The organism is Mycobacterium triplex (assembly GCF_000689255.1).
In the GTDB taxonomy this organism is placed as follows: domain Bacteria; phylum Actinomycetota; class Actinomycetes; order Mycobacteriales; family Mycobacteriaceae; genus Mycobacterium; species Mycobacterium triplex.
Window position 1 is genome coordinate 163,529 of record NZ_HG964446.1, and the last position, 20,432, is coordinate 183,960.

The 20,432-nt window shown below is 65.9% G+C and carries 24 protein-coding genes and 1 pseudogene; 12 read left to right on the forward strand and 13 right to left on the reverse strand.

Annotated elements, in window-relative coordinates; genetic code table 11:
* Window positions 1-98: 98 nt before the first annotated feature.
* On the forward strand, window positions 99-311 hold the full coding sequence (locus tag BN973_RS00680; RefSeq protein ID WP_036465283.1) for a hypothetical protein: 213 nt from the start codon (window positions 99-101) through the stop codon (window positions 309-311).
* On the opposite strand, the gene BN973_RS31965 is transcribed toward BN973_RS00680, so the two are convergent.
* Entirely contained in the window at window positions 308-430 is a 123-nt protein-coding gene (locus tag BN973_RS31965; protein ID WP_269147629.1) for a hypothetical protein, read from the reverse strand. The genes BN973_RS00680 and BN973_RS31965 overlap by 4 nt on opposite strands.
* A gap of 169 nt (window positions 431-599) precedes the next feature.
* Window positions 600-1,649 (reverse strand): non-homologous end-joining DNA ligase, encoded by a 1,050-nt coding sequence (ligD, locus tag BN973_RS00685; protein WP_036465284.1) that lies wholly within the window; start codon window positions 1,647-1,649, stop codon window positions 600-602.
* Between the two features lie 37 nt (window positions 1,650-1,686).
* Between ligD and BN973_RS00690 the strand changes: the two genes are divergently transcribed.
* On the forward strand, window positions 1,687-2,763 hold the full coding sequence (locus BN973_RS00690; RefSeq protein ID WP_036465285.1) for an ATP-dependent DNA ligase: 1,077 nt from the start codon (window positions 1,687-1,689) through the stop codon (window positions 2,761-2,763).
* Window positions 2,764-2,870: 107 nt separating this feature from the next.
* Window positions 2,871-3,200 carry a DUF732 domain-containing protein gene (locus BN973_RS00695; protein ID WP_036465286.1) on the forward strand — a complete coding sequence of 110 codons (330 nt, stop codon included), beginning with the start codon at window positions 2,871-2,873 and terminating at the stop codon, window positions 3,198-3,200.
* Between the two features lie 17 nt (window positions 3,201-3,217).
* Here BN973_RS00695 and BN973_RS00700 read toward each other — a convergent pair whose 3' ends face one another.
* Window positions 3,218-4,498, reverse strand: a complete 1,281-nt coding sequence (locus BN973_RS00700) for a cytochrome P450 (RefSeq protein WP_036465287.1) — start codon at window positions 4,496-4,498, stop codon at window positions 3,218-3,220.
* Between the two features lie 80 nt (window positions 4,499-4,578).
* On the opposite strand from BN973_RS00700, the gene BN973_RS00705 reads away from it, so the two are divergent.
* Window positions 4,579-5,658: a DUF2330 domain-containing protein gene (locus BN973_RS00705; RefSeq protein ID WP_036465288.1), complete on the forward strand. Its 1,080-nt coding sequence runs from the start codon at window positions 4,579-4,581 to the stop codon at window positions 5,656-5,658.
* Here BN973_RS00705 and BN973_RS00710 read toward each other — a convergent pair.
* From BN973_RS00710 to BN973_RS00730, 5 genes are read right to left on the reverse strand one after another with little or no spacing between them, the layout of a single operon-like run.
* The gene (locus BN973_RS00710) at window positions 5,642-6,127 is read right to left on the reverse strand and encodes an NUDIX domain-containing protein (protein WP_036465290.1); all 486 of its coding nucleotides are present in this window, start codon (window positions 6,125-6,127) and stop codon (window positions 5,642-5,644) included. The genes BN973_RS00705 and BN973_RS00710 overlap by 17 nt on opposite strands.
* Before the next feature lie 5 nt (window positions 6,128-6,132).
* Window positions 6,133-7,488 carry a WS/DGAT/MGAT family O-acyltransferase gene (locus tag BN973_RS00715; protein WP_036465291.1) on the reverse strand — a complete coding sequence of 452 codons (1,356 nt, stop codon included), beginning with the start codon at window positions 7,486-7,488 and terminating at the stop codon, window positions 6,133-6,135.
* A gap of 53 nt (window positions 7,489-7,541) precedes the next feature.
* Window positions 7,542-7,925, reverse strand: a complete 384-nt coding sequence (locus BN973_RS00720) for a DUF1330 domain-containing protein (RefSeq protein WP_036465292.1) — start codon at window positions 7,923-7,925, stop codon at window positions 7,542-7,544.
* A 32-nt stretch (window positions 7,926-7,957) separates the two neighbouring features.
* Entirely contained in the window at window positions 7,958-8,572 is a 615-nt protein-coding gene (locus BN973_RS00725) for a maleylpyruvate isomerase family mycothiol-dependent enzyme (protein WP_232232003.1), read from the reverse strand.
* Between the two features lie 4 nt (window positions 8,573-8,576).
* Complete coding sequence (locus tag BN973_RS00730) at window positions 8,577-9,482, reverse strand: alpha/beta hydrolase (protein ID WP_036465295.1); 906 nt, start codon at window positions 9,480-9,482, stop codon at window positions 8,577-8,579.
* 94 nt (window positions 9,483-9,576) lie between these two features.
* On the opposite strand from BN973_RS00730, the gene BN973_RS00735 reads away from it, so the two are divergent.
* The gene (locus BN973_RS00735) at window positions 9,577-10,209 is read left to right on the forward strand and encodes a TetR/AcrR family transcriptional regulator C-terminal domain-containing protein (protein WP_036471883.1); all 633 of its coding nucleotides are present in this window, start codon (window positions 9,577-9,579) and stop codon (window positions 10,207-10,209) included.
* A 145-nt stretch (window positions 10,210-10,354) separates the two neighbouring features.
* Here the strand turns inward: BN973_RS00735 and BN973_RS00740 are convergent, their stop codons facing one another.
* Window positions 10,355-11,218, reverse strand: coding sequence for an SDR family NAD(P)-dependent oxidoreductase (locus BN973_RS00740; protein ID WP_036465296.1), 864 nt, complete (start codon window positions 11,216-11,218; stop codon window positions 10,355-10,357).
* Window positions 11,219-11,313: 95 nt separating this feature from the next.
* Between BN973_RS00740 and BN973_RS00745 the strand changes: the two genes are divergently transcribed.
* The 7 genes and pseudogenes from BN973_RS00745 (at window position 11,314) to BN973_RS00780 (ending at window position 16,653) form a co-directional block, all read left to right on the forward strand.
* On the forward strand, window positions 11,314-12,396 hold the full coding sequence (locus BN973_RS00745) for an NAD(P)H-dependent amine dehydrogenase family protein (RefSeq protein ID WP_036465297.1): 1,083 nt from the start codon (window positions 11,314-11,316) through the stop codon (window positions 12,394-12,396).
* A complete protein-coding gene (locus BN973_RS00750) occupies window positions 12,393-12,899 on the forward strand; it encodes a VOC family protein (RefSeq protein WP_084163247.1) in 507 nt (168 codons plus the stop codon). The genes BN973_RS00745 and BN973_RS00750 overlap by 4 nt, the downstream gene beginning before the upstream one ends.
* The gene (locus BN973_RS00755) at window positions 12,896-13,669 is read left to right on the forward strand and encodes an SDR family NAD(P)-dependent oxidoreductase (RefSeq protein ID WP_036465299.1); all 774 of its coding nucleotides are present in this window, start codon (window positions 12,896-12,898) and stop codon (window positions 13,667-13,669) included. The genes BN973_RS00750 and BN973_RS00755 overlap by 4 nt, the downstream gene beginning before the upstream one ends.
* Window positions 13,666-14,274: a TetR/AcrR family transcriptional regulator gene (locus tag BN973_RS00760; RefSeq protein WP_036465300.1), complete on the forward strand. Its 609-nt coding sequence runs from the start codon at window positions 13,666-13,668 to the stop codon at window positions 14,272-14,274. The genes BN973_RS00755 and BN973_RS00760 overlap by 4 nt, the downstream gene beginning before the upstream one ends.
* A 63-nt stretch (window positions 14,275-14,337) precedes the next feature.
* Window positions 14,338-14,703: an ArsR/SmtB family transcription factor gene (locus tag BN973_RS00765; RefSeq protein WP_036465302.1), complete on the forward strand. Its 366-nt coding sequence runs from the start codon at window positions 14,338-14,340 to the stop codon at window positions 14,701-14,703.
* Window positions 14,703-16,218: pseudogene (gene arsB / locus BN973_RS00770) on the forward strand (ACR3 family arsenite efflux transporter). The gene BN973_RS00765 and the pseudogene arsB overlap by 1 nt, the downstream one beginning before the upstream one ends.
* Before the next feature lie 24 nt (window positions 16,219-16,242).
* Window positions 16,243-16,653 carry an ArsI/CadI family heavy metal resistance metalloenzyme gene (locus BN973_RS00780; RefSeq protein WP_051641053.1) on the forward strand — a complete coding sequence of 137 codons (411 nt, stop codon included), beginning with the start codon at window positions 16,243-16,245 and terminating at the stop codon, window positions 16,651-16,653.
* A 3-nt stretch (window positions 16,654-16,656) separates the two neighbouring features.
* Here BN973_RS00780 and BN973_RS00785 read toward each other — a convergent pair whose 3' ends face one another.
* The 4 genes from BN973_RS00785 to BN973_RS00800 are packed head-to-tail and all read right to left on the reverse strand — an operon-like array spanning window position 16,657 to window position 20,411.
* Entirely contained in the window at window positions 16,657-17,886 is a 1,230-nt protein-coding gene (locus BN973_RS00785; RefSeq protein ID WP_036465306.1) for an acyl-CoA dehydrogenase family protein, read from the reverse strand.
* On the reverse strand, window positions 17,883-19,016 hold the full coding sequence (locus BN973_RS00790) for an acyl-CoA dehydrogenase family protein (RefSeq protein WP_036465308.1): 1,134 nt from the start codon (window positions 19,014-19,016) through the stop codon (window positions 17,883-17,885). Before BN973_RS00790 ends, BN973_RS00785 begins: the two co-directional genes overlap by 4 nt.
* Window positions 19,013-19,582, reverse strand: a complete 570-nt coding sequence (locus BN973_RS00795; protein ID WP_051641054.1) for a carboxymuconolactone decarboxylase family protein — start codon at window positions 19,580-19,582, stop codon at window positions 19,013-19,015. Before BN973_RS00795 ends, BN973_RS00790 begins: the two co-directional genes overlap by 4 nt.
* Entirely contained in the window at window positions 19,566-20,411 is an 846-nt protein-coding gene (locus tag BN973_RS00800) for a TauD/TfdA dioxygenase family protein (RefSeq protein ID WP_036465311.1), read from the reverse strand. The genes BN973_RS00795 and BN973_RS00800 overlap by 17 nt, the downstream gene beginning before the upstream one ends.
* Between the last annotated feature and the right edge of the window lie 21 nt (window positions 20,412-20,432).

Consider the following 20,432-nt stretch of genomic DNA (forward strand, 5'->3'; position numbering starts at 1 on the left):
CCGTCCCGCCATTACCGGCGGCGCCACAAATTCTGCGCGCGGCCCCTCCAATACTCTGTACCGCAACAACTTTCACCGCCAGGCGTCGAGTCGAACGCATGAACTTGGTCGAGTCGATCGAACGCGGCCTGAACTGGCTCGCGACCCCGCATTACCTCGAGCCGCGCCTGGGGATGGAAACCCGGGCCATCGGCCAAACGCCGCTGGAAATGGAGATCGTCTACTGCACGATCGCCGGTGGCGGCGCGATAATAAAGCTCCCGATGTCGATGTCGATCCTGCCGACCGGGGCCTCGCCCGTCCGGAATTAGCCTCCGGTGCAGACGGCGCCGGGGCCGCAGTCGATCGTGAGGGGCACGGTGCACCCCGCGGTCGTGGCGGCGGCCATCAGAAGCGCCGCGATGATCAGCTTTGTCTTCAGCGCCGACATGACCACTCCGTTCTTTCTCGGCCGCCCCGGCCGTTCTCGGATCGCCCGCAGTAAATCCTGCCGCGGCGATGCGCGATGATTCGAAATCAGAATGCCAGAATAAGCCCCCGATAGCATTCGAATTGGCAGAGATCAGTCGCCGCCTCGGCGATCGCAACGGTGCCGTCATTCAATTCGGCTTGTTTTTCCTGGTCAGATCGGTATCGCGACTCGGCTGCACGCGTTTCGGTTCGCCGGGCATTTTCGGATAATTCGGCGGATACGGCATATCGCCCAGGCCACGCTCTTCGTCCGCCGCGACCATGTCCAGCAATGGGGTAAGCGATTGGGCCAGCTCGTCCATGCCGGCCCAGGGGTCGTCGCGGCCCCGCATCAGGTCCGGCACGGTCGCCATCGTGTAATCGTCCGGCTCGGCGCCGGCCAACTCGTCCCAGGTCAGGGGCGTCGACACGGTCGCGATCGGGGTGCGTCGCACCGAGTACGGCGAGGCCATCGTGCGGTCCCGGGCGTTTTGGTTGAAGTCGATGAAAATGCGCTCACCGCGTTCTTCTTTCCACCACGACGTGGTCACCGCGTCGGGCGCCCGTCGTTCGACCTCACGCGCTAGTGCGATGCCCGCCCGGCGTACCGCGATGAAATCCCAGTCGGTGGCGATCCGGAGAAACACGTGGATCCCCCGGCCGCCGGACGTCTTGGGATAGCCGACGAGGCCAAGCTCGTCCAGCAACGGCCGCAGCACGTCCACCGCAACCGAACGCGCCTGCTCGAAACCGACGCCGGGCTGGGGATCGAGATCGATGCGCAGCTCGTCGGGGTGCTCGGTGTCCGGGCAGCGCACCTGCCAGGGATGCAGCGTCACCGTGCCCATCTGCGCCGCCCACACGATCGCCGCCGGATGCGTGACCATCAGCGCGTCGGCGGTGCGTCCCGACGGGAACGTGACCAGGCAGGTCTGCAGATAGTCGGGATGATGCCGCGGTATCCGCTTTTGGTAGATCTCCTCGCCGTCGATGCCGTCCGGAAACCGCTGCAGGTGGGTGGGCCGGTTGCGCAGCGCGTCCAGCATCGGGCTTCCGGGTGTGACGGCCACGGCTCGGTAGTACTCGACGAGCCGCCGCTTGGTGCCGTTCGACCCGAGCTTGGGGAAGTAGACCTTGTCCGGGTTGGAGAGTCGCACCGAGACGCCGTCGACGTCGAGCTCTTCGGATGCCGCAGCCATCTCTCGATTCCAGCACGAAGCACGTCAGAATGAACCAATGGACTTGCCCGTCATGCCGCCGGTTGCGCCGATGCTGGCCAAGTCGGTCAAAGCGATCCCGCCGGATGCTTCCTACGAGCCCAAGTGGGACGGTTTCCGGTCCATCTGCTTCCGGGATGGCGATCAGGTCGAACTGGGCAGCCGCAACGAGCGCCCGATGACCCGCTACTTCCCGGAGCTGGTCGCGGCCGCCCGGAACGAGCTGCCGCCGCGCTGCGTGATCGACGGTGAGATCGTGATCGCCACCGGCCACGGTTTGGACTTCGAGGCCCTGCAGCAGCGCATTCATCCGGCCGATTCGCGGGTGCGGATGCTCGCCGAGCACACCCCGGCGTCATTCGTCGCGTTCGACCTGCTGGCCCTCGGTGACGAGGATTTCACCCGTCGCCCGTTCAGCCAGCGACGCGCCGCCCTGGTCGACGCGGTGCCTGTTTCCGCGGCCGGATCGGCCGCGTCGTTTCATGTCACGCCGGCAACCACCGACGTGCAGACGGCGCACCTCTGGTTCGACGAGTTCGAGGGAGCCGGCCTCGACGGCGTCATCGCGAAGCCACTGGCCATCACCTATCAACCGGACAAGCGGGTGATGTTCAAGATCAAGCATGAGCGGACCGCCGACTGCGTGGTCGCCGGGTATCGAGTGCACAAGTCCGGCGCCGACGCGATCGGGTCACTACTGCTCGGGCTGTATCAAGACGATGGCCAGCTGGCGTCGGTCGGCGTGATCGGTGCATTCCCGATGGCCGAGCGCCGACGACTGTTTAGCGAATTACAGTCGCTGGTAACCACTTTCGATGGTCATCCATGGAACTGGGCCGCCCACGAAGCCGGCGAGCGCACCCCACGCAAGAACGAAACGTCGCGGTGGAACGCCGGGAAGGACCTCTCGTTCGTCCCGCTACGGCCCGAGCGGGTGGTCGAGGTCCGCTACGACCACATGGAGGGCCGGCGGTTCCGCCACACCGCTCAATTCAGTCGCTGGCGTTCTGATCGCGATCCGCGCTCGTGCACCTACGAACAGCTCGAACAGCCAGTCACTTTCGACCTGAGCGATATCGTGCCCGGTCTCGGCTGAAATGTTTGCAGCGGTTTCGTTCCGTGCTCGTTCGTCGAAAGTTCCGTTGCGTGACCGCCGGCCGAAGTAGATCCTTAGTTGTGCAAAACGCGGAAGGAAGGGAACGAATGAACGCTGCAGCGGCCGTGCACAAGCCCATGGCCATCGGGATCCTGGCGGCTATTGCCCTGCTCGGGGTTGCCACACCGGTCGCCAATGCGACTCCCACGGATGACTTCCTTCGACAGGTGCGCGCGAATGGGATCGGGGTCAACGCATCGGATGCCGCCGTCATCGAGGATGCCAAGGAGATATGCGACATGCTCGACTATCAGGAGCAGGCCTACCAATATCTCAACCAGCACTCCGGTCTGGACCGCAATCAGTCCGCCTTCTTCGTCGCCGCGTCGGTCACCTACTTCTGCCCACAGTTCGCGCCCAAGCTGGGCCCGCACTGAAAGCCCGGCTCGCCGGATCAGACCGCGACCGTCAGCTCCGATAGCCCGCGCAGTGTGACGTTCGCCTTGTACTGCGGTTCGCCCGCCAGTCGCGCGTCCGGAAAGCGCGCCGCCGCTTCCGACAGGGCGATGCCGGCTTCCATCCGCGCCAGCGGCGCGCCCAGACAGTAATGCAGGCCGCGCCCAAAACCTAAGTGACGCAGGGTTCCCCGATCGGGATTGAACGTATCGGGTCGATCGAATTCGTTCGGGTCGCGGTGCGCGGCGGCGAGCAATAGCATCATCACGTCACCTTCGGGCACCTCGACTTGCCCGATCTTCATGTCTTCCAGAGCGATTCGGCCAACCATTTGTACGGGCGGGTCATACCGCAGAGTCTCCTCGATGATCGCCGAGACACGAGTCGCGTCTGCGCGTAATGCCGCCCAGTGCGTCGGTTCTCGCAGCATCGCCAGGACGGCGTTGCCGATCAGGTTGACCGTGGTCTCGTGACCGGCCACCAGCAGCAGCAGGCAGGTCGAGACGATCTCCTCCTCGGTCAGCTGATCACCGGACTCCTCCACCGCGATCAGACCCGACATCAAATCCTCGCCGGGCCGGGAGCGACGTTGGTCGATCAGGCCGTGCAGATACTCCCGCAACCACGTTCCTGCGTCGAGGCGCTCCTGCAGGCCGTCGGAGGCCGAACCGGTGAACGTGACGAACGGATCCAGTGCTTGCGCGAGCAGTCCCGAGGCATGGCTGAATTGCGGCTCATCTGCCAGCGGCACACCGAGCAACCGGCAGATCACCGCCACCGGCAGCGGGTAGGCGAAATCTTCGATGACGTCAAAGCTGCCCTTCTCGGCGATCGCGTCGAGCAATACGCCCACCAGGATGCTGATGTCGGGCCGCAGCGCGTTGACCACTTTCGGCGCGAACGCCTTGCTGACCAGCTTGCGCAGCCGCGTGTGGTCGGGGGGATCGAGGAACAGAAATCCCGGCGGCGGTTGGGCCGGCGGCGGGGCACCCGCGGCGGTGAGTTCCCGGATCTGCGCTTCAACCTGTTCCTGAGCGCGCGCCGACTTCATCCGGTCGCTACTCGACGCCGGATGCCGCAGGGCGTCGTCGCAGTCCCGGTAGGTCGAGAACACGGCGAGGTGGGCCTCGGGCAGCAGGATCGGTCCGCGGTCGCGAAACCGCGCGCACAGCGGATACGGGTTTGCCCGATTGGCCGGGTCGAGGTATCCGAACAGCAACTTCTGCGATTCAGCGTGGTCATCGGGCGCGGCGGGCGGCTGAATCGGCGCAGTCGTCATGGACATATTGTGCACATCGCACCTTAAGTGGCCCTGAGAAGTGGGTGACCACACGCTAATCAGCAACTAGCATGTGCGAGATGAAGATGCCCCGCACATGCGGGTTGGGTCTGGTCGTCGTCATCCTGGCTACCCTGGCCAATGTGGTCATGGCCGCCCCGGGCTACGCCTGCGCATGCGGTGCGATCGTCCCTCCCGTCGGCGGCCAGGCCGCCATGAACCACGAAGTCGCGCTGCTGCATTGGGACGGATCCAGCGAAACCATCCTCATGCAGCTTGTCTTGAATGCCGACACCAACAACGTCGCCCTCGTGGTGCCCACACCGACCCCGGCGACCGTCACCGAGGGCGACAAGGCGACATTCGCCGAGTTGGACAAGCTCACCGCCCCTCGGGTCCAGCAGCGCCGGCACTGGGTGCTGGGACAGCTGGGCTCGAGCACGCCCGCGCCGCTCGAGGCCGCGGCTCCCCGGGGCCCCACGGTGGTCAACCAGGTCCACCTCGGGCCGCTGGAGGCCACCACGCTGGCCGGCGGTGACCTGAGCGGATTGCAAAAATGGTTGGACGACAACGGTTATGCCATCCGGCCGGCGGTCTCGGACGCGCTGGGCCCTTACGTCCGTGACGGGTGGTCGTTCGTCGCGATCCGACTGACCAGTTCGGATCCCATCGTGGGCGGGCTCAACCCGGTGCGGATGACCTTTCCGTCGACGAAATTGGTTTATCCCATGCGCCTTTCGGTCGCCGCAACGGGTCCGCAGCAAGTGACGGTGTTTACGCTGTCCGACCATCGACAGCAACGCACCGACGCCGATGCCGCGGCCCAGGCCGGCCAGTCCGTCCAGGTCCAGTTCGCGGGCAACGTCGCGGCCGAGGTCGTGGATCCGCTGCTGCGCGAATTGTCGGCGGATCACGGCGGCTATCTGACCAAGCTGCAGGTGAATATCCCTAAGCCGGACCAGATCTCGTCGGATTTCAGTTTCGCCAACGCGGCCAACGACGACGCGTACCGGCAGGTGGTGTACGTCGACCGCAACGCCGGCATCCCGATCGAGCTGATCGTGTTCGCCGTCTTTCTTTTCGTGGTGATCGCGGTGGCGGTGCCGGTCGCCATCTTCGCGCTGCGCAGGCGCGGCCGGCGCGCTAACTCCCTTCGGTGAGGCCCGCCAGCTCCGGGTGCGCCATCAACAAGTCGAGATAACGGCGTTGTCCCTTAAGTAATTTGGCGCGCGCCTGTGCCACCGGGAACCACCCGACCCGGTCGACTTCGGGGAACTCGCGCACGGTGCCGGAGCCCTTCGGCCACTCCAGCTCGAAGGTGTTGCTGCACGGGTCGGTGACGTCGAGGTCGCCCCGCACCGCGAAGGCGGTGACCACCTTGCCGCTGGGCTGTTTCAAGGCGCCGAGCTCGACGCGCGGTCCATCCGGAACCGGTAGCCCCAGCTCCTCGGAAAACTCGCGCTGCGCCACCGCCCAGGGATCTTCGCCGTCGGTGTACTCCCCTTTCGGAATCGACCACGCCCCGTCGTCCTTACCGGCCCAGAACGGGCCGCCCGGATGCGCGAGCAAGGCTTCCACCACACCGTCACGGATGCGGTACAACAGCACTCCCGCACTGAGTTTGGGCACCGGGCTCAGACTCCGACGCCGCGTTCCAGATCCTTCAGCGACTCCTCCAAATGCGCGAGCAGGCGCTGTAGGTGCGGGACGCTGCGCCGGCAGCCGACCAGGCCGAAGTCGAGCTTGTCGGCGTTGCTGATCAGGGTGATGTTCAGCGCTTGGCCGTCGAGAATGGCCGAAAGCGGATAGCTGCCGTCCAGGCGGGCACCACCGTAGTACATCTGCTCCCGGGGTCCCGGGACGTTCGAGATGATGATGTTGAAAGGCGGCGCCGTCGAGGCTACCCATCCCGGAACCGTCGCCAGCGCCAGCGAACTCATGTTCACCGCGGAAAGCGCCAACGCTTGTACGCGCGGCAACTGGGAGAACACCGTCTTGTTCTTGTGCATCGACTCACTGACGGTCTCCAGCCGCTTGGCGGGATCCTCGACGTCGGTAGCCAGGTTGCACAGGATCGCCCCCACCAGGTTTCCGCCGGCGTCGGCCTCGTCCTCCCGGCGCAGGCTGACCGGGACCATCGCCAACAGCGGCGTGTCCGGCAGGGCGTCCTGCTCCAGCAGGTAGTAACGCAAGGCGCCAGAACACATCGCCAGGACGACGTCGTTGAGCGTCACCCCCGCGGCGTTCTTGACGTTCTTGATACGGTCCACCGACCACGACTGCGCGGCACACCGGCGGGCACCGCCGATCTTCACGTTCAGCATCGTGCGCGGGGCACCGAACGGCAGCGTCAGTTGCTGCTCGAACAGTGCCGCACGGGCCAGCGACACCGTCGACGGCGCAAGTGCCGCAAGGGATCCCGCCGTTCGCATCAGCGAACTGAGACGCGACGACGGTGCGGACTCCCGTTTGGGTTTGCGCAGGCTCCACGGCGCCCGGATCTCGGTGTCCCCGGGGTGAGCGGACAGGGCGCGCTGCATCAGCTTCAGCGCCGAGACGCCGTCGATCAGCGAGTGGTGCATTTTGGTGTAGATGGCGAAGCGGCCGTCCTTGAGCCCTTCGATCACATATGCCTCCCACAGCGGACGGTGGCGATCGAGCAGGCTGCTGTGCAACAGCGAGGTCAGCTCCAGCAGATCCCGGACCCGCCCCGGAGAGGGCAACGCGGAGCGCCGGACGTGATAGTCGATGTCGAGGTCCCTGTCGTAGGACCAGCCGAGATTGGCGATCCCGCCCAAGAAGGTCGCCGGCCGCTTGAGAAAGGTCGGCTGGAAATCTTGCTGAACGACCAAGCTGTCGTAGAACTCCCGCACGAACTCGTCACCGGCGCCCTCCGGGGGCTCGTACAACGACAGGCCGCCGACGTGCATGGGGTGCTCACGGGATTCGCCCAGCAGAAATACCGAGTCGGTGGGGCTCATCAGTTCCATCACCCAATTAGACCCCTACCGGGAACCAACCCGCTAGCACCGCGCGGCCGGGGTTATTCCGGCGCGAGGGTCCACGTCGACGTCGCGATCAGGTCGCCGCGTTCCAACGCGCCCGCGCGGTGCTCGTGCACCTTGAGGTACTCCTGGTTCGTCACCATGTCGATGAAGGCTTGCGGCGTGGGATATTCGACGATGAGAATCGCATCCCACCAAGGCTTTTCACCCTCACCTATCACCACCGATGGCGCTCCTCCCAGATACCGGACGGTGGCGCCGGCCCGTTCGAGGTGCGGCGCGACTTCGCGCCCGTATTGGGCGTAGCGCTCCAGGCCGCCCTCGGGCTTGAACTTCAGGAGGTTGACCATCACCACCGGTGCATCAGCCGGGCGCGCGGCCAGCGCCGCGAACTGCTCCGGAGTGGGTTCCAGTCCGCTCATGTGAATCTCCCTGCCGTCGTGCCGTTACGCGTTCACATCCGTGATGAAAGTACCGCGACTCCGTCACCGCGAAGATATGGCAGTGCCCAGGGGCGTCCCGCGAGCACGGACGCGAGGTGAGCTGCCTGCCCGGCGACCGTGGGCCCATCGGCCTGATGGGACCAATCGGCGTCGGTGGCAAGAAGATTCAGACCGCGGGCCCGCGCTGCTGCCGGGACGAACGGGTTGGGCACCCGCACCTGAGTGTTCAGCACGGCGACGACGGTCGGCACCGGGACCGCCGATCCCTTGCCCAACGCATACGTGATGTCCAGTTCATGCATGACGTGATCGCCCAGTAGCAGCCGCCGCGGGAACAGGCGGCCGATTCCCCGCGGGCGGCGCGCCAGCGCCACAAAGTCGTCGAGCAGCTGGTCCGGACCGCGCTGCGCCGCCAGCGCCCGAGCCAGTTCGGTGTTGGCGGCATCGAACGAACCGCGATGGCGCAGCATGCTGGTGGCAACCGCGGACAGCGCGACCCCGTAGCCGATGACGAGATGTGCCAGCACTTCGTGATTGGTCCATTCGGCGCAGAGACTCGGCCTGGCCCACTGGGCCGCGCTGATGCCCCGCGCTAATTCGGCGAGCCGTGTGTCGTTGTCCCGCAATGCATTAGCCGACCCGAACACCGAGATGCTCCTGCAGGAACGCTGTCTGATCGGCCAGCAGCTCACCAAGCAGCGGCGGGTGATAGATCTGGAAGTGATCGCCGTCGTAGTGCCGGGCGCTTCCGCGGGGCGCCGCAGCGGCGACGTCCTCAGCGTGGCGCGGATCCATCAAGGTTTCCCGACGCGACACGCAAACGAGAAGCGGTGCTTTGATTTTCGCCGCCTCACGCTTCGCGCTGGCGGCGGCGACGCCGAGCACGTCCATCGCCGCCATCCGGTTGTCGAATGTGCACCCGGGCGACACGGTGGAATACCAGCCGTCCAACGCCCCCGCGCCGGTGACCGCGGCCAGGCCGCCGGGCTCGCCGACGATGGGGACGTAGGTTCGGCCCGCCCTTCGCAGCCTGCTGACGGCGTCGGTGACGATCGCCGGGGTGAGCCGCACGGCGGGCAACAGGCCGCCTCGCAGCAGCGTTGCCGGACCGTGCACGATCGGGCATTGCACCACCACCGCCGCGACATCGATTCCGCGCGCGGCCGCTTGCAGCACGTGCAGCGCACCCAGGCTGGTCCCCCACAATCCGAGCCGGGCAGCGTCGATACTGCCGTGCGCGCGTAGGTAGTCCCACGCCGCCTCGACGTCCTGGCGGTGCCCGCGCATGCTGAACTGCTGGCGCGGCTCACCATCGGATGCACCGGTGTACCGATAGTCGAACGCCAGGGTCGCTATCCCTGATTCGGCGAAATGCTGTTCGTACTGGGCCATCGACATGCCATGCGTAGCGCCCAGCCCGTGGGCCAATACCAGGCCCGGATGCGGACCGGGGCCGTCGGGAAGAGTGAGCCAGCCGGCGCAGCGGGTGCCGCGCGACATGACGGACACCCTGACGGTGTCGTAGGTCGTGGTCATGTGAGATCCTTCTCTAGATACGTACACCGTACGTTGTAACTTACGTACGGTGTACGTGTCAATGGGTGCACGTGACGAGGAGGCCGGCCGGTACATGCGGGCACGATTCACTCTCGCCGAGGTGCGGGAGCAGGCAATCCAGATCGTCGACAAGGACGGGCTCGCGAGCCTGAGCATGCGCTCGCTGGCGGCCGCGTTGGGAACCGGGCCGATGACGCTGTACAACTACGTCAAAGATCGCGAGGAACTCGAAGGCCTCGTCGCCGAGGCGGTGCTCGCCGACATCCGCCTGCCCCGGCCGTCCGACGATTGGCGTTCCGACGTCAAAGCCATCGCGACCGCTTTCTGGCGGGGAGTTCGTCAACACCCCAACGCCGCGCCGTTGGTGTTGACGCGCCGCACCGTCTCGGCGGCGGGCTACCTTCCCGCCGAACGCCTCATCGAAGCGCTGCGGCGCTCGGGGCTGGGCGACCTCGATGTGCTCGCCGCATTTCGGGCAGTGCTCAGTCTCGTAATGGGCGCTGCGCAAGTCGAATTGGCCGGTCCGCTCGCCGGGGCCGACCGCGAACAATCCAATGCGGCGGTCGCCAAGCGCATCGGCGAGCTCGCCGGCACCGAGCACCCGCACCTGGCGGCGCTGTCCGAGACCAGCCGGCGTTCGACGATGGCCGACGATTTCGACCGGGCACTCGACATGCTGCTGGCCGGCATCCAAGCCCGATGCTGAGGACGTCGCTTGTGCGCTGACGGCGTCGCGTGTGCGAGGAGGGCTTCGCGTGTGCGCTGACGGCGCCGCTCATCGGCGTGTCGTCGCCGTGGACGCACAGTCAATGCCGACGATTCACAGTCAATGCCCTGGACGCACACCGGGCTTACAGCAGATCGGTGATCGTCTTGAGGCCCGCGTCATAAAGCACGCCGGGCATCATTCCGCCGTCGCATTCGATGGTGGTGCCGTTGACGAAATCCGCCTGCCCGCTGGCCAGGAACACGCAGACCCGTCCGACCTCGGCGGGCTCACCGGCGCGGCGCATCGGCACGGCGGCGAAGTATTTCTCCCCGCTCGGATCGTCCTTGGGCAACACGAACGAGCGGAAGTTCTCGGTCATCGTCGGGCCCAGTGCCACGCAGTTGACACGCACCTTCGGCCCCCACTCCTCGGCCAGTGACCGGGTGAGGTGATTGAGGCCGCTCTTGGCCGCGCCGTAGGAGACCAGGGTCGGCGAACCCGCCGGGTGCCCGGCGCCGCTGGAGATGTTGATGATGCAGCCGACCCCGTCCTGCGTCGCCATCTGCCGATAGGCGCGGATGGCGAACCAGAGCGGGCTGATCAGGTTCATCTGCACCGCGAACGCGTGGAACAGCGCGGTGCGTTCGTAGTCGTCGTCGCTCGGCGGCGCGCCCTGAATGCGTTGCACGAGTTCGGGAATGCTCTCCACGTGCGGCGCCGGGACGGTGCCACCCGCGTTGTTGACCAGGATGTCGACCCGGCCGTGCGTGGCGACCACGTCGGCGACGAAGGCGTCGATCGACCCGCAGTCGCCCTGATCGCAGACGCGCTGCGAGGCGCGTGGCGCCCAGTCGGATTCGGCGTCGACGCCCGGGATGGTGTCCAGCGGCCCGCGCGAACAGCCGATGACCGTGGCGCCGGCCCGCAGCAGTTCATGGGCGATGCCGACACCCACGCCGCGGCTGGTTCCGGTGACGATCGCGATCTTGCCCTCGAGGACGCTCATGAACAGACCTTCCTACCGTTGACAGTGACTGTCAGCGGGTCATACTGTGCCATTTCGGCCGTTGGCATGTAAAGCGTGCAATCGAAAGGACACCGATGAACAGTTCGGCCAAGCTTCGTGTCATTCAATGGGCGACCGGGGGCGTCGGCAAGGCGGCGATCGCGTGCGTGCTCAACCACCCGCAGCTCGAGCTGGCCGGCTGCTGGGTGCACAGCGCCGAGAAGAACGGCGTCGATGTCGGCCGGATCATCGGAACGGAGGACCTGGGCGTCACCGCCACGTCGAGCATCGACGAGATCCTCGCGCTCGACGCCGACTGCGTCATGTACAGCCCACTGGTGCCCAACGACGACGAGGTCATCGCGATCCTGCGGTCCGGCAAGAATGTGGTCACCCCGGTCGGCTGGGTCTACCCCGATCCGGGCAACAAGCGTCACCGAGCCGTCGCCGATGCCGCAGTGGAAAGTGGTGTGACGCTGCATGGTTCGGGGATCCATCCCGGGGGCATCACAGAGCGCTTCCCACTGATGATTTCCTCGCTCTCGTCCGCGGTCACCCATGTCCGCGCCGAGGAGTTCTCCGATATCCGCACCTACAACGCACCCGATGTGGTGCGCCACATCATGGGCTTCGGCGGCATCCCCGAGGAAGCCGTCAACGGACCCATGGCCGGCCTGCTCGATGCCGGCTTCAAGCAGTCGGTGCGAATGATCGCCGACCACATGGGTTTCCGCATCGATCCCAATATCAGGACCATCCAGGACGTCGCGGTGGCAACCGCCGATATCGACTACGCTCCGTTCCCGATCACCACCGGCACCGTGGCCGCCCGCCGGTTCCGGTGGCAGGCTCTCGTCGACGGCGAGCCGGTCATCACGGCCGCGGTCAACTGGTTGATGGGTGAGGAAAACCTAGACCCCGCATGGAATTTCGGTGGGATCGGCGAACGGTTCGAGGTCGAGATCACCGGTGACCCCGACGTGAAACTCACCTTCAAGGGCCTGCAACCGGAGACGATCGAGGAGGGGCTGGTGAAGAACCCCGGCGTGGTGGTCACGGCCAACCACTGCATCAACGCCATACCCGATGTCTGCGCGGCCGAGCCGGGTATCAAGACCTACCTCGATCTGCCGCTGTTCGCCGGACGCCCGGCGCCCGCTCTCGCGAAGCCATCGTGACCGGCGAAAGCGTGCTTGACGACGTTGCGTTCTGCCACCTCGTCGTCGGCGTGACCGACATGGATCGCGCCCTGACGTTCTACCGCGACCTCCTCGGCATGGAAGTCGTCTTCGAATCCCTGATCTCCGGTGAGCCTTTCGACGCGGTGCTGCATGCGACCCGCAAGCAGGAGGGCCGGGTGGTCGGCGGGCTGCTGGGCGGGTTGATGATCGAGCTGCTGTCGATCGGCGCGAACCCGCCGGAGGGCAAGCCGCCCCGGCGTGGCATCACCGGAATCCACAACGTGTCGTTGTCGGTGACCGATCTCGACGACACCCACCGCCGTGTCGTCGGCGCCGGTTATGCGCCCGACCAGGAGCCGTTCGAGATCGGTGGAGTCCGAATGTTTTTCGTCAAGGACCCGGACGGGACACCGGTGGAGTTCATCGAACTGCCCGACGGGGTACGTAGCACCTACGAAATGCACCGCGGCGTGCGGTTGCAGATGGGACCCGTCAGATGAGCTACACCCATCCCGATTCGATGCGCGGCCACGTCGCGATCATCACCGGCGCGGCTCAAGGCGTGGGCAAGGGCACCGCAACGGCACTGCTCGAACGCGGCGCGTCGGTAGTGCTGGCCGACATCCAGGCCGACGTTCTGGAAGCGACGAGCAACGAGCTCAAGGAATTGGGCCCGGTGAAAAGCGTGGTCGCCGATCTGCGCGACCCGGACAGCGCGCAGCGGATCACCGCGGCCGCGGTCGACGCCTTCGGCACGGTGCACGGGCTGGTCAACAACGCCATTGCCACCAACGAGCCCAAGGCCTTCGTCGACATCACCCTCGAGGACTTCGCGCTCGGCCACGACGTCGGCCCCCGCGCGACGTTTCTGCTGATGCAGGCGGTGCACCCCCTGATGGTCGCCGCCGGCGGCGGGTCGATCGTCAACCTCGGCTCGGGTACGGGAACCGGCGGCGAGCCCAAGTGGGGCGGCTACGCCACCGCCAAGGAAGGCATCCGCGGCCTGTCCAAGGTCGCCGCGCTGGAATGGGGCCGCGACAACATCCGCGTCAACGTCATCTGCCCGTTCGCCGAGTCCGACGGCGTCAAATTCTGGAAGTCGTTCGCGCCCAAGGAGTACGACAAGGCGGTGGGGCGGGTCCCGATGAAGCGCATCGGCGACGTCCGTACCGATGTGGGAGCCCTGGTGGCGTTCCTGCTCGGCAGCGACGCCACATTCATCACCGGTCAGACCATTCACGTCGACGGTGGGATCGGCTGCTTCCGGTGACCGGCGAGTCGCTGCGTGATCGTCAGCGCGCGCAGATTCGCGCCGACATCCGGCGCGCGGCGTTCCGGCTGTTTGTCGAGCGCGGGTACGACGCGGTCACCACCGAGGAGATCGCCACTGCCGCAGGCGTTTCGCCGCGTACCTTCTTCCGGCATGTGCCGACCAAGGAGGAGTTACTGTTGGCGCCGGTACGTCATGGCGGTGCCGCGATCGTCAATCATCTGGAAAAGCGTCCCGCCGCCGAGGCACCCGATGTCGCGCTGATCAACGCCATCATCACCCGGACCCAGTCGTTCGACCGTGCCGACTGCGAGGAGTGGCGCGCGGCCCTGCTGGTCGCGCCGGGCTTGCTCGACAAGGCAACCATCCACACTCCCGCCGACAAGGAGCGGGCGATGAAGCTCGTCGCTGAACGCATGGGCACCAACCCGGAGACCGATATGCGTCCCGGGCTGCTGATCCAACTCGCGTTTGGTGCGGCGGATTTCGCGTTCCAGCAGTGGGTCCGGCGGTCAACCAATCGACAGCCCCTGGACCGCTATGTGATCGAGGCCCTCGAAGCGGTCAAGAGCCCCTACTGGCGAAAGAAGCGCTCGACGGACTAGTCAGCCGGTCCCGACTGCAGCTCGCCACTGGCGCGTTAATTTGATATGTGTTTATATAGAAGAATGTCGAATCAGATGCAGGTGGGGTGTTGCCCGAGTTTGGGTTTTACCGCGCTGGACGATTCGCAGGCCGCTACCTTGGCGACGATGTTCAAAGCGCTCAGCGACCCGGTGCGGCTGCGATTGCTAAGCCTGATCGCGAGCCATCCCGGCGGGGAGGCTTGCGTTTGTGAAATCTCGGCGACGTTCGATGTCTCCCAACCAACGATTTCCCACCATCTCAAACTGTTGCGTTCAGCCGGCCTGATCGACTGCGAACGTCGCGGCACCTGGGTGTACTACTGGGTGATTCCCTCGGCTTTGCAACAACTTTCATCCACGCTGAAGGTCGACGACAGGCTCGTGACGACACCGGAGCGCTGCCAGTGATGGAGATCGGGTCAGGGCCTGCGGCCGCGCGCACAGTCGCCCGGCTTTCGACCTTGGACCGGATGCTGCCGCTGTGGATCGGGGTGGCCATGATCGCCGGTCTACTACTTGGCCGGATGGTGCCCGGTTTGGGATGGGCGCTGAGCGCTGTTGAAATCGACGGCATTTCACTGCCGATCGCGCTGGGCCTGTTGGTGATGATGTACCCGGTGCTCGCCAAGGTGCGCTACGACCAGCTCGGCGAGATCGCCGACGACCACAAACTGATGGCTTCCTCGCTGGTGCTCAATTGGCTGGTCGGACCGGCGGTGATGTTCACCCTGGCATGGCTCCCGCTCGCCGATCTTCCCCAATACCGCACCGGTCTGATCATCGTCGGGCTGGCCCGCTGCATCGCCATGGTCATCATCTGGAACGACTTGGCGTGCGGAGACCGCGAAGCCGCAGCCGTCCTGGTCGCGCTCAACTCGATCTTCCAAGTGGTGATGTTCGCCGTGCTGGGCTGGTTCTATCTGTCGGTGCTGCCCGGGTGGCTAGGTCTGCCGCAAACCGGCATCGCCGTCTCACCGTGGGATATCGCGAAATCCGTCTTGATCTTTCTCGGCATCCCGCTGCTAGCCGGGTACCTGTCCCGTCGACTCGGCGAACACGCCAAGGGCCGCGGTTGGTACGAGGCCCGATTCCTTCCCCGCATCGGGCCATGGGCCCTGTATGGGTTGTTGTTCACGATCGTTACCCTGTTCGCCTTACAGGGCAACCAAATCATCTCCCGTCCATGGGATGTCGCCCGCATCGCGCTCCCCCTGTTGGCCTACTTCGCAATCATGTGGGCCGGCGGATACGCGCTCGGATTGGCACTGCGGCTCCGCTACGCCCGCACCACCACGTTGGCGTTCACCGCGGCCGGTAACAACTTCGAACTAGCCATCGCGGTCGCGATCGGCACCTACGGCATCGCGTCCGGGCAGGCGCTTGCGGGAGTGGTCGGGCCATTGATCGAAGTCCCCGTACTCGTCGGGCTCGTCTACCTCGCCCTGGCACTTCGCGACCGGCTCTTCAATTTTCGCGCCACCGTGGATTCGAGCAGGAGCAGCAGCGATGGCTGACCATCCCAGTGTCTTATTCGTGTGCGTGCACAATGCCGGACGCTCCCAAATGGCTGCGGCGCTGCTCATGCATCTGGCCGGCGACCGTGTCGAAGTCCGTTCCGCGGGAACCGATCCCGTTGATCACCTTAACCCCGCGGTGGTCACGGCGATGTCGGAGCTCAGCATCGACATCAGCACCCAGCTCCCCAAGCTGCTGATGGCCGAGGCGGTGCAGTCCAGCGACGTCGTGATCACGATGGGTTGTGGTGACACCTGTCCATATTTTCCCGGAGTGTCCTACCGCGATTGGAAGCTGCCTGATCCCGCCGGCCAACCGCTGGAAACCGTGCGCATCATCCGCGACGACATCGCCCGCCGTGTCGAGGCCCTGATCGCCGAACTCCTGTCGACCACCTCAGCCCCTTAACCGGATCCGAAGAAAGGAACCACGATGTCGCGCGTACAGCTAGCCCTCAACGTCGATGATCTGGACGAGGCAATCGCCTTCTACTCCAAGCTGTTCGGCATCGATCCCGCCAAGATCAAACCCGGCTATGCGAATTTCGCCATTGCCGAACCCCCACTCAAGCTGGTGCTGATCGAGAATCGGGGCCACGGCGGCACACTCAACCATCTCGGCGTCGAAGTTGCCGACAGCGACACGGTGCACACCGAGATCGCCCGGCTGACTGACGAAGGGTTGTTTACCGAGGAAGAGATCAACACCACCTGCTGTTTCGCCGCCCAAGACAAGGTCTGGGTCACCGGACCCGCCGGCGAGCGGTGGGAGGTCTACACCGTGCTGGCCGACTCCGAAACCTTCGGGCCCGGCACCGACGAAGCCTGCTGCACGGCGTCCTAGCGCCTACCGAGACTTGTTGTGCCGCACCTGGTTGAACGGCACGCCACGGTCCGCGGCATATTCCCGGGGCAGGCCGAGAACACGCTCGGCAATCACGTTGCGGGCCATCTCATCGCTGCCGCCGCCCAGGGCGACGGTTTGACGGGACAGGTAGCGCTCCCCGACCTTCAGCAGTTCGTGGTCGTCGTCGACGACGCCGAGCGCGCCGACGATATCCAGCGCCGTGTCGACCTGCAGGAAAGTCACATCGGAGTGGAAGAGCCGGATGATCGAGCCGGCGGCCGGCGGGAGGCTACCGTCGCGCATCGCGGCGGCAACGTGCTCGACGAGCCCGTCGCGCACCATCCGGCGGGCCAGTACCCGGCCAATCTTGTCCTGTGTCAACGGATCGTCGGCCTTGCCCGCCGCATCGGCCAATACGAAATAGTCGGAGTAGGAATCTTCCGACCGCTCGCGGCCGCGGCCGCTGGCGAACTCCGAGCCCTGTCCGACGGCACGCCGTTCGTGAAACAGCAGTCGCCCCGCGGCTTCCCAACCCTTGTTGACCTCGCCGACGACCGCGGAATCGTCGAGGCGTAGCCCGTCGAAGAACTCTTCACAGAATTCGTTGGAGCCGTCGACCTGTTCGATGCGCCGCAGCGTCACCCCGGGTGCGTGAATCGGCACCAGGAACATGGTGAGCCCGTCGTGCTTGGGCACCGTCGGGTCGGTGCGGGCCAGCAGCAGCCCGTAGTCCGCGGCGAAGGCGCTAGTGCTCCAGGTCTTGGCTCCGTTGACGATCCAGCCCTCACCGTCGTGCTCGGCACGGGTGATCAGTCCGGCCAGGTCCGAGCCGCCACCCGGCTCCGATAGGAGTTGGACCAACACCTCCTCGCCGCGCAGGGCCGCGGAAATGTGTTGGCGCTTCTGGTCTTCGGTGCCGACGTCCAGCAGGGTCGCACAACAGATCGTGAAGGTGGGGACGTTGAGGATCAGCGGCATCTCGTAGCCTTCGGTCTCGTCGTCGAAGGCCTTTTGATAGGCGACGTCGAGGCCGAGGCCCCCGTATTCGCGGGGGAAGCAGATCCCGGCGAAGCCACCGGCGTAGAGGCGTCGCTGCAAGTCGCGGGCGCGCTGCCACGCGGCCTCGTCGTCGCGTTCGCCGAGGGGCGGCGAGTTCGGGTCGACGCGGGGCATGTGGTCGGCCAGCCAGGCTCGCGCCCGGGCGGCGAATTCGGCTACCGTCTCGGTCATGCGGCCGGCCCCTGGTTCCTGACGTGGCGGTAGATGGCCTGGTGATGCTCGGTCGGCGTGCCGAATAGCCCGCGATACAAGGTGATTCGTCTCAGGAACAAGTGCAGATCGTGTTCCCAGGTCACGCCGATGCCACCGTGCAGCTGTACGCAGTCCTGTACCAGCGGCCCGGCATGCTCGCCCAGGTAGGACTTGGCCGCGCTGACCCAGAGCGCGGCATCGGCGGCGCGAGTAGCTACTCGCTGGACCGCTCGCGCGGTGATGCCACGGCCGGCGTGCAGCCACATCGTCATGTCCGCGAGGCGGTGCTTGATCGCTTGATAGGACCCCAGCGGCCGGCCGAAGCTGTACCGATCGCGACTCCAGTCGATCGTCAATGCGAGCACGGTGTCGAGAACTCCGACCGTCTCGGCGCACTGCAACACGATGGCGACCTGGCTTTGCCGGTCGATCAGAGCCCGTGCATCGGCATGTGATCCCACCGGCGCTTCCACGGAGACACCGTCGAATTCGATTCGTGCGTAACGCTTTACCAAGTCGACGCAGCGTTGGGGGCGGATCGTGACGCCGGGGGTGTCGGCTCGGACCAGGAACTGACGCACGCCGTCTTCAGCACGGGCAGTGACCAGCAGCAAGTCGGCTTCCGCACCCGCCTCGACCCGGTCCTTGACGCCGTCGAGGCGATAGCCCGCTGCGGTGGCAGTCGCGGTGAGCGTGGGCTTCGACGGGTCGAAACCGCGGCCGGGTTCGTCGACCGCCCATGTCGCCACCGAATCACCCGAGACGAGCGCCCGGATGGTTCCGGCGTGATCGGCGTGGTTGTCGGCATCGACGAGCCCGGCCAGCACGGTGCTCACCGGGTGCAGCGGTCCCGGTGCGATCGTGTGGCCGGTCAGCTCGGCGATGGCCGCCAGGTCGTGCAGCCCGCTGCCGGAGACGCTGCCGCCGCCCAGCTCCTCGGCCACCAGCAAGCCGGCCCAGCCAAGTTCGGCGGCCTGCTTCCACCACTTGGGGCCGACGGGGCGGTCCTCGGCGTGTAGCGCGCGTTGCTGGACCAACGTCGCGTGCTGGTCCAGAAACGCGCGGGCGGTGGAAAGGAACAGCTCGGTCTCGGACGAGGACGGTGTCACAGTTCCTCATCTTGTATGCCAAAAGCGTTGACCGCCATGGCCAGCAGGCAGTAACCCCCGATCGTGAACACCAGGTCCATGCGTTGGTCGTCGGTGAAATGGCGGCCCAACCGGTCCCAGGTGGGCGTGGAGATGGTGCCGGTGTCCACCAGGTCGTCCACCGCGGCCAGCACCGACTGGTCGGCGTCGTCGGCGAGTTGTCCGTCGCTAATGCCGTCAATCTCGACGTCGCTCAATCCCGCCCGGCGGGCGATCGGGAGATGGTGCGCCCACAGGTACTCGCAGTTTCGCCGGTGCACCGAACGCAGCAGCGCCACCTCGCGTACCCGCGGCGACAGCGTGGAGCCGTTGAGGAGGTAGGTGTTGAACGGCAGATACGCCCGGGTCAGATCGGGATGGCGTACCAGGGTCGACAGGATATTGCCGGCGCCGGTGGGATTGGCGCGCTCGGCCGGAATCAGCGAGGCGATGGCGCGGCGACTGCGGTCGTCCCATTCGTCGGCGGGCAGCGGGGTCAGCCGCGGCGTGTGTCGGTCGGTCACGTGGAATCTACTGGATCGGCTCATCACCAAGTACGGTGGTACGCAACATTTCTCGCTGTGAGTCGGGGTCATACGGCGCGGCCCGGTGCAGCACACCGCGGTTGTCCCAGATGACGGTGTCGCCGACCGACCAGCTGTGGCTGTACACCTTGTCGGGCGTGGTGGCCCGCTCCAGCAACTCGGCCAACAGGGCACGGCCTTCCTCGAGGTCCATGCCCACCACATAGTCGGCAGAAGCGCCCAGCACCAACGACTTACGGCCGGAGCGGTGCGTCCACACCAGGGGATGTTCGTGGGTGCGGCGGGACCGCCAACGCGCCAACTGCTCCGGCGTCGGGTCCGGGGTGATGCGCCGCTGGGAGGCCTCCAGCGAGTGCACCACCCGCAACGCGCCGTACCGGTCTTTTTCCTCGTCGGTCAGCGCATCGTAAGCCGCGTAGGACGAGGCGAATTCGGTTTCGCCGCCGCGTTCGGCGACCTGCTTGGCAGACAGGACGGTGGCTTTTTGCGGGTAGTCGTCGCCGGTGGGCGTGCAGCCGTCGATGTGCCAGTCGAAGGTCGCCTTCAGATAGGCCGCCGAGGAGTTCTTGGACTTGTCCAGTGTGACCGGGTAGATGCCGGCGACCGGGTGATGCCCGTCCGACGAGTAGTCGACGGCGCCCAGCCGGTGGCAGAACGCGACCTGGGCCTCGGGTTCGAGGTTCAGACCGCGGAACACCAGAACGCCGTTGTCCTCCAATGCATCCAAGATGGTTTCACCGACCGGGTCGTCGGCGCCCAGGTGAGCGGGATCCAGGCCGGTGACTTCGGCGCCGACGGATTCGCTGAGCTTGGTGACGGTGAGCAGACTCATGGTCTGTCCTTCCTTCGTGGT